Source organism: Streptomyces europaeiscabiei, assembly GCF_001550375.1.
Classification (GTDB): Bacteria; Actinomycetota; Actinomycetes; order Streptomycetales; family Streptomycetaceae; genus Streptomyces; species Streptomyces europaeiscabiei.
This window is the reverse complement of the sequence record NZ_LRTR01000775.1, coordinates 1-6,522: the sequence shown is the minus strand read 5'-3', so window position 1 is coordinate 6,522 and position 6,522 is coordinate 1. Positions and strand designations below refer to the sequence as shown.

The window sequence follows — 6,522 nt, the reverse complement described above, 5'->3', positions numbered from 1 at the left end:
GCGGCCGGCGGGCGGCGCCGCTCGATGCACCAGACGCCGAAGCGCACCGCCGAGGAGGCGGCCAGCGCCAGGGTCATCGCCGTGTACAGCTCGGGCAGTTGGCCGGGGACGGCGTGCAGGAACTGGGTGACGAAGAAGGTCATGAAGGCGAAGATGCCGAGCGCGTGGCCGCGCGGGCCCCAGCGGCGGGCGTGCACGCCGCAGAAGATCACGACGAGCCAGACCGCGTCGCGCAGCGCGGGCACGTCGTGCAGCACCGTCGCGAGGGCCAGGACCGGGAAGCCCGCGGCGGGCAGCAGCGCGGTGGTGACCGCCTGGCCGCGCACCGTCGGATCGGCGACCGTGAACAGTGCGAGGAGCGCCGCGAGCCCGCCCGTGATCGACGCGGTCAGCGACAGCCCGGCCAGCTCGGACGCGGCCACCGCGAGGCCGATGGCGAGCACCGCCCGCAGGGAGACCCGCAACCGCAGCAGCCCCGGGTCCGGAGCCATGAACATCCTCTTCACCGCCGGCCGCCCGCCCCTCTCCCGTTCAGCTTCGGCCCGTGCGGGCCCCTTCGAGATCGACCATGCCCTCACGGCACGGAAATGGCGCCGCGGGCACGGACCGGCCTCATTGCCGTCCTGCGCTGCGCGGCGCCATCGATGGTCATCAGGAAAGCATCAGAGTTCCGATGGCTCAACCGGCGTCCGGATCACTGGGCCATTGGTACAGTTTCCCCCGATCACCGCATGCCGGAGGGAGGCCAACGGACCATGGCCGTGGACGAGCTCGACACCCGCATCCTGCGGCTGCTGCTGGACCAGCCGCGCACCAGCGCGCGGGAGTACGCCCGCATCCTCGGCGTCGCCCGGGGCACCCTCCAGGCCCGCCTCGACCGGCTGGAACGCGACGGTGTGATCACCGGCACCAGCCCGTCGCTCTCCCCCGCCGCGCTCGGTCACCCGGTGCTCGCCTTCGTGCACATCGAGGTGACCCAGGGGCACCTCGACGACGTGGGGGACGCGCTGGCGGCCGTACCGGAGATCATCGAGGCGTTCTCGATCACGGGCGGCGGCGATCTCCTGACACGGGTCGTGGCCCGGGACAACGCGCACCTGGAGGACGTCATCCAGGCGCTGATCAGCCTGCCGGGCGTGGTGCGCACGCGTACGGAGGTGGCGCTGCGGGAGCGGGTGCCCTACCGGCTGTCGCCCTTGGTGGAGTCGATCGGCTCGGGAGCGGGCAGACGCGCCAGGAGCTGACCGCTGACATGCTGGAGTCCATGAGCACGCTCGGCAGCACCGCGGTCATCTTCGATCTCGACGGAACACTCGTGGACAGCGAGCCGAACTACTTCGAGGCCTCACGGGAGTTGCTCGCCGCCCATGGAGCACCGGGTTACACCTGGCAGGACAACACGCGGTACGTCGGCATCAGCACCTGGGAGACGCTGGGCCTCTGGCAGAAGAGGTATGCGATCGAGGCGCCGCGCGCCGGGCTCGTCGACGAGTTGAACCGTCGCTATCTGGAACGGGCCCGTGCTGCCACCCCGGTCTTCCCCGAGATGCGGAGGTTCGTGGAGCTGCTCGCGGCCGAGGGGGTGCCCATGGCCGTGGCTTCGGGGTCGTCGCGCGAGGCGATCGAGGTGGTCCTCGGTGGCACGGGGCTCGACGCGTTTCTGCGGACCGTGGTGTCGGCGGATGAGGTCGACCGAGGCAAGCCGGCGCCCGATGTCTTCCTGGAGGCCGCCCGCCGCCTGGGCGTCGCCCCGGCCGGCTGTGTCGTCCTGGAGGACGCGGCGCCGGGCGCGGCCGCCGCCCACGCGGCCGGGATGCGGTGCGTCGCGGTTCCCTATGTCGCCGACCAGGCGGACGCCCCGGCGTTCGCGACGGCGGGGCTGCTCGTGCGGGGCGGGCAGCGGGAGTTCGCGGCGCGGGAGGCGTACGACTGGATCATGGCGTCGGGGTGAGACGCCCGCAGCCCGGTCGGCCGACATGGTCGGCGGACCGGGCTTTTGTTCTGTTCGGGTTCTCGTCCGGGTGGATCAGGCGGCCGTGCCGCGCCCCGTCCCCCGCGCCCGTCGGTGCAGGATCCAGCCCGTCACGGTGAGCGCCGCGGCCGAGGCGGCCACGCCGAGGACGGTCAGGCCGGTGGTGGCGAGGCTGCCGCCGCCTCCGGTGGTCGTGGTGCCACCCGTACCGCTGCCGCCGGAGGTGCTGCCGCTGCCTCCGCCGGACACGGAACCGCCGCTGGTGCCGCCGGTGGACGTGCCGCCGCCGGTGTCACCGCCGCTGTCACCGTCGCCGCCGTCGTCGGTGTCCACCGGGTCCTGGCCGACGAAGGCGACCGGGACCCTGACGTCCTGCGAGCGGTCGCCGGACAGGGTGTGGTCGGCGCGGGTGGCGAGGACGCACGTGGCCTTGAAGCAGTCGGTGTACTCGTCCTTGGCGTCAACGGTCAGCTCGACCTCGAACGTGCCGCCGTCCTCGTACGGGATCGCCAACTCCTCGCCGTAGTCCGGCGGGTTGGAGGAGATCCACGCGGAGGAGTGCGACCCGCCGGTCATGTCGACGCCGCCGATGCACGGGGTGGGCAGTTCACCGGCGCCGTTGTCGACGCAGAGGGCGACGTAGACGCCCTTCTCCTCGTCGTAGCCGGAGCCGGTGACCTTCAGGGTCTGCTTCTCGGTGGCGAGGTTGTTGACGGGGGTGACGGTGAGTCTCTGGCCGTCGGAACCGGTGACGGTCTTCGTGCCGGACGGCTCGGTGTCCTCGCCGTCCCCGTCCCCGTCGCCGCCGCCGCCCGTGCTGTCGTCGGCCTCGGTGACGGTGAGGGTGAAGGGCGAGGTGCGGGTGGTGCCGGCGGAGTTCTTGAACACCGCGCGGTACTCGTATCCGTCGTGCGCCGCCCGTGCCTTGAAGGCGTACGTGTTCGTCGTCGCGCCCTTGACCACGGACCAGGTCTGGGCGCCGTCGGCGCTGACCTCCCACGCCACCTCGGGCTCGGGGGTGCCCTCGGCCGCCGCGACGAACGACACCTCGTCGCCCGGTGCCACGGTCCGGTCGGTCGGGGACTGGGTGACCTTGGGCGACATGTGCCGGTCGAGCCTGGTGATCTCGCCCTCGGAGGGGCTGCCGACGTAGACGGTGGTGCCGCCCGGGGCGACCGCGAGGGAGGCCGAGCCGTTCTGGGAGTCGTTGTCCGCCAGCTTGGTGGACGCGACGGCCTGCGCGTAGGTGGCGGTGTCGTACACACCGAGGTGACTGGTGCCGTCGCCGCCGTTGCCGGAGTCGCCGTTGTCCTGCCAGACGACGAAGGCCCGGCCGGTGGCGGTGTCGAAGGCGATGTCGGCGGCGTCGTCCGGCCCCTCGATCGTCTTCAGGAGCTTGGCGTCCTTGTCGTGGACGCGCACGGTGTTGCCGCTGCCGACCCAGGCGTTGCCGGTGGCCGGGTCCGCCTCGACGAACTGGACGTTGGCGGAAGGGAGTTCAGCAGTGGCGGTGACGGTGAAGGAGCCGGTGTCGACGCGGCGCAGGGTGCCGCCGGTGGACCCTGCGGACCAGGCGGCCCGGTGCGCCTGGTCGACGCCGAGCACGGAGCCGCCCTCCAGGGTGAGGGTGCGGTTCTCCAGCGGGACGGCGGTGGCGACGTCCACCTCGGCGAGCTGGGCGCCCTGGGCGACCAGGACCATGGTGTCCTTGCCGCCGGGGCCGATCCCGGTGATGGAGGCGCCCGCGATCCACTTGCCGGCCACGGCCGCGTCGCCGGCCTTGGCGGTGCCGATGCCGCGCAGCGCGAACTGGACGACAGCGCCGTCACCGGCGAGCGGGGCGGCGATCTGTACGACGGCCCGGGGAGCGAGCGTGCCGGTGGTGCCCGGGGCCTGGGCGATGTGGCCGAGGCTCTTGCCGTCCGCCGGGTCGAGGACGTGCAGGCCGCGCTCGTCGACGGCTCCGGAGGCGGCGAAGTTGTCCGAACCCGCGTACAGCTTCCCGGACTCCGGGTGCAGCAGGAGGTCGTTGACCTTGCCGGCCGCCGTGAACGCGGCGGACTCGACGTAGCTGTACGTGCCGGCGGGCACGTCCTCGCCCTCGCCGCCGTCGTCCCCGCCGCCGGTGTCCTGGCCCTCGAAGGTGACGGGGACACGGACGTCCTGGGAGCGGTCGCCGGAGTTGCGGTGGTCGACGCGGGTGACGACGGAACAGACGACCTGGGTGCAGTCGACGCCGTTGTCCTTGGCCTTGATGCCGATCTCGACGTCGAAGGTGCCGCCCTCGCCCCAGGCGAGGGCGAGGTCGCCCTCGTACTGGTCGCCCTTGGGGACGATCCAGTGCGAGGAGCTGCCGGTGCCGCTCTCGTCGGCGCCGCCGATGCAGGGGGAGGGGATCCTGCCATCGCCGTTGTCCTTGCACAGGGCGACGTAGATGGCCTTGGACGTGTCGTAGCCGGAGCCGGTGACCCTCAGCGTCTCGTCGTCGGGATCCAGGTTCGCGGAGGCCGAGACGGTCAGTTTCTGGCCGTTCGAGCCGAGGCCGGTCCTGGGGGTGTCGGCGGCCTGGGCGACGGTGCTCACCGTGACGGCCGTGACCGCGGCGGCCACCAGGGCGGCGGCTCCGAGGAGCGCCGCGGGGCGTCTCAGCCGCGGTCGGGCCGCGCCGCCCGGCCGCCGCCGGTCCGTCGTGTCGTCTGTCATGGGTTCCTCATTCGTCGGGTGCGCCCCGCACCCGGGGGACGCCTGGGCCTGTCCGGCGGATCAGGTCGCAGGGAAGGGACAAGCGCCTGGGGACGCCGAGGAGCGGGCCCACGGGGCCCCTCCCGCTCGGGCGAAGCCGCCGGACCGGTCCCGGGGCCGGGCCCGTGATGAGGGCCCGGCCGTCGGAGTGACTACTGGAAGGTGACGGGGGTGTGGACGTCGTACTTCCGGTCGTTGGTGTCGAAGTGGTCGGCGCGGGTCACGACCGCACAGGTGACGTCCTCGCCGCAGACACTGCCGTCGTCGAGGGTGGCCTTGACGAAGATGTTGACCCTGAAGGTGCCGCCGGTGCCGAACTTGGAACTGTTGGCGAACAGGCCGCCGAACGTGTTGTTGATCCAGTGCGAGGCACCGGTGGACCCGGACTCGTCCTGGCCGCCGAGGCAGGGGGTGGGCTTGTTGGCGCCCTGGGCGCCGTTGACTGCGCACAGGCCGACATAGACGCCCTGGGCCGTGTTGTAGCCGGAGCCGGTGACGGTGATGACCTGGCCCGACGCGGCGGCCGTGTTCGGCGCGGTCAGGGACAGGTTGTAGGTACTGCTGCCGTCGACGATCGTACGGGTCGAGGTGGCGGCGGAGGCCGAGGTGGCGAGGCCCAGGGTCAGGGCGGCGGAGGCGGCGACGGCGAGACCGGCACGGGCGGCGGTACGGGCGGAAGGAACGACTCTCATCAGGAGAGCACCTTTCTCGTAGCGGTGGGCGGGGCAGGCGCGGGCCCTGCGACCCGCGCCTGCCCCAGTGGGAACGGGCCGGCCGGTCCCATTGCCACTTAGGTAAGCCTTACCTAACCTCGCCCATGATCTCTTTGTCAACAGAAAGCAAAGGAGGTCGCAACAGACCTTCACTTCACCGGTGTTGAGCGGTTCGCGACGCTCAGGAAGACGCCTCGCCGTCGAGCACGGTGAACTGCGCGGCGGCCTCGCGGCCTCCGGTCACGGAGTACAGCCGGACCGTGTGCGCACCCTCGGCCGCCGTGTCGTAGACCGGGAAGTCACGGGCGACCTCGCCCGAGTCGTCGGCCACGGCCTGGTAGCGGGTGTCGTCGTCGATCGCGACCAGCACGACCTCACCCGGCTCGAACCCTTCGCCGGTGACCCGTTGTCCGGCGCCCGCGGCCAGGCTCGCGAGCTGCACGGCCGCGGAGGGGACCGTCTCCGCCGGGGGCTGCGCCCCCTCGGAGCCGGTCGTGGTGTCGCTCACGTCCGGGGTGGGCGAGGGGGAGGAACCGTCGGATTCGTCGGTCGCCGCATCCTCCGGCTGCTGTTCGGCGCCGGAGGCTCCCGTGCCCACGGTCACGTCGAGCGGGGCGAGTTCGTCCCCCGCCGCGTACGACCGGCCGCTCCACTCGGCGAGCAGTTCGGCGCCCTCGGCGGTCAGCGACACCCGCAGGCCCGACCAGGTCGCGCCGCCGCCGCGCACGGTCGGCGCGGCGGCACCCGTGCCGACCTCGGCCAGCGTCAGGTGGCCGCTCTCCCCCGCCCGTTCGGCCCGCACGTCGAGCGCGCCGGTGCCGCCGTCGAGCCGCAGGCGCAGCTCACCGAGTGTCAAGGTGCCGGTGCCGGTGCCGTCCAGACGGATGGATCCGTTGAAGCCGACGTCGGCGTCCCCGGCCTTCGGGGTCGCGCTGCCGCCGTCGACCGGGAACCAGGTCCGGCCTCCGGAGCCGCGCACGGCGGGCGCCTGGGCCGTCACCGTCACGTCGGTGCCGGTGGACGCCCCGAGCGTCGGGCCCCAGCTCGCGAACCCGCCGGACACCGCGCGCGGGGCCCCGGCCGCGATGGCCATGT

5 protein-coding genes and 1 pseudogene are annotated in these 6,522 nt (G+C 72.8%); 2 read left to right on the top strand and 4 right to left on the bottom strand.

What is annotated here, in order from left to right:
* Positions 1–497: pseudogene (locus AWZ10_RS37985) on the bottom strand (FUSC family protein); the annotation flags it as partial.
* 258 nt (positions 498–755) lie between these two features.
* On the opposite strand from AWZ10_RS37985, the gene AWZ10_RS37980 reads away from it, so the two are divergent.
* Both AWZ10_RS37980 and AWZ10_RS37975 read left to right on the top strand, forming a co-directional pair.
* Entirely contained in the window at positions 756–1,244 is a 489-nt protein-coding gene (locus AWZ10_RS37980) for an Lrp/AsnC family transcriptional regulator (protein WP_060893293.1), read from the top strand.
* Between the two features lie 20 nt (positions 1,245–1,264).
* The gene (locus AWZ10_RS37975) at positions 1,265–1,951 is read left to right on the top strand and encodes an HAD family hydrolase (protein ID WP_060893294.1); all 687 of its coding nucleotides are present in this window, start codon (positions 1,265–1,267) and stop codon (positions 1,949–1,951) included.
* A gap of 75 nt (positions 1,952–2,026) precedes the next feature.
* Here the strand turns inward: AWZ10_RS37975 and AWZ10_RS37970 are convergent, their stop codons facing one another.
* The 3 genes from AWZ10_RS37970 to AWZ10_RS37960 form a co-directional block, all read right to left on the bottom strand.
* Positions 2,027–4,675 carry an immunoglobulin domain-containing protein gene (locus tag AWZ10_RS37970; protein WP_060893292.1) on the bottom strand — a complete coding sequence of 883 codons (2,649 nt, stop codon included), beginning with the start codon at positions 4,673–4,675 and terminating at the stop codon, positions 2,027–2,029.
* A gap of 191 nt (positions 4,676–4,866) precedes the next feature.
* The gene (locus AWZ10_RS37965; RefSeq protein WP_060893291.1) at positions 4,867–5,406 is read right to left on the bottom strand and encodes a hypothetical protein; all 540 of its coding nucleotides are present in this window, start codon (positions 5,404–5,406) and stop codon (positions 4,867–4,869) included.
* A 202-nt stretch (positions 5,407–5,608) separates the two neighbouring features.
* Positions 5,609–6,522: HtaA domain-containing protein (locus tag AWZ10_RS37960; protein WP_060893290.1), on the bottom strand; the 914-nt coding region annotated here is incomplete at its 5' end.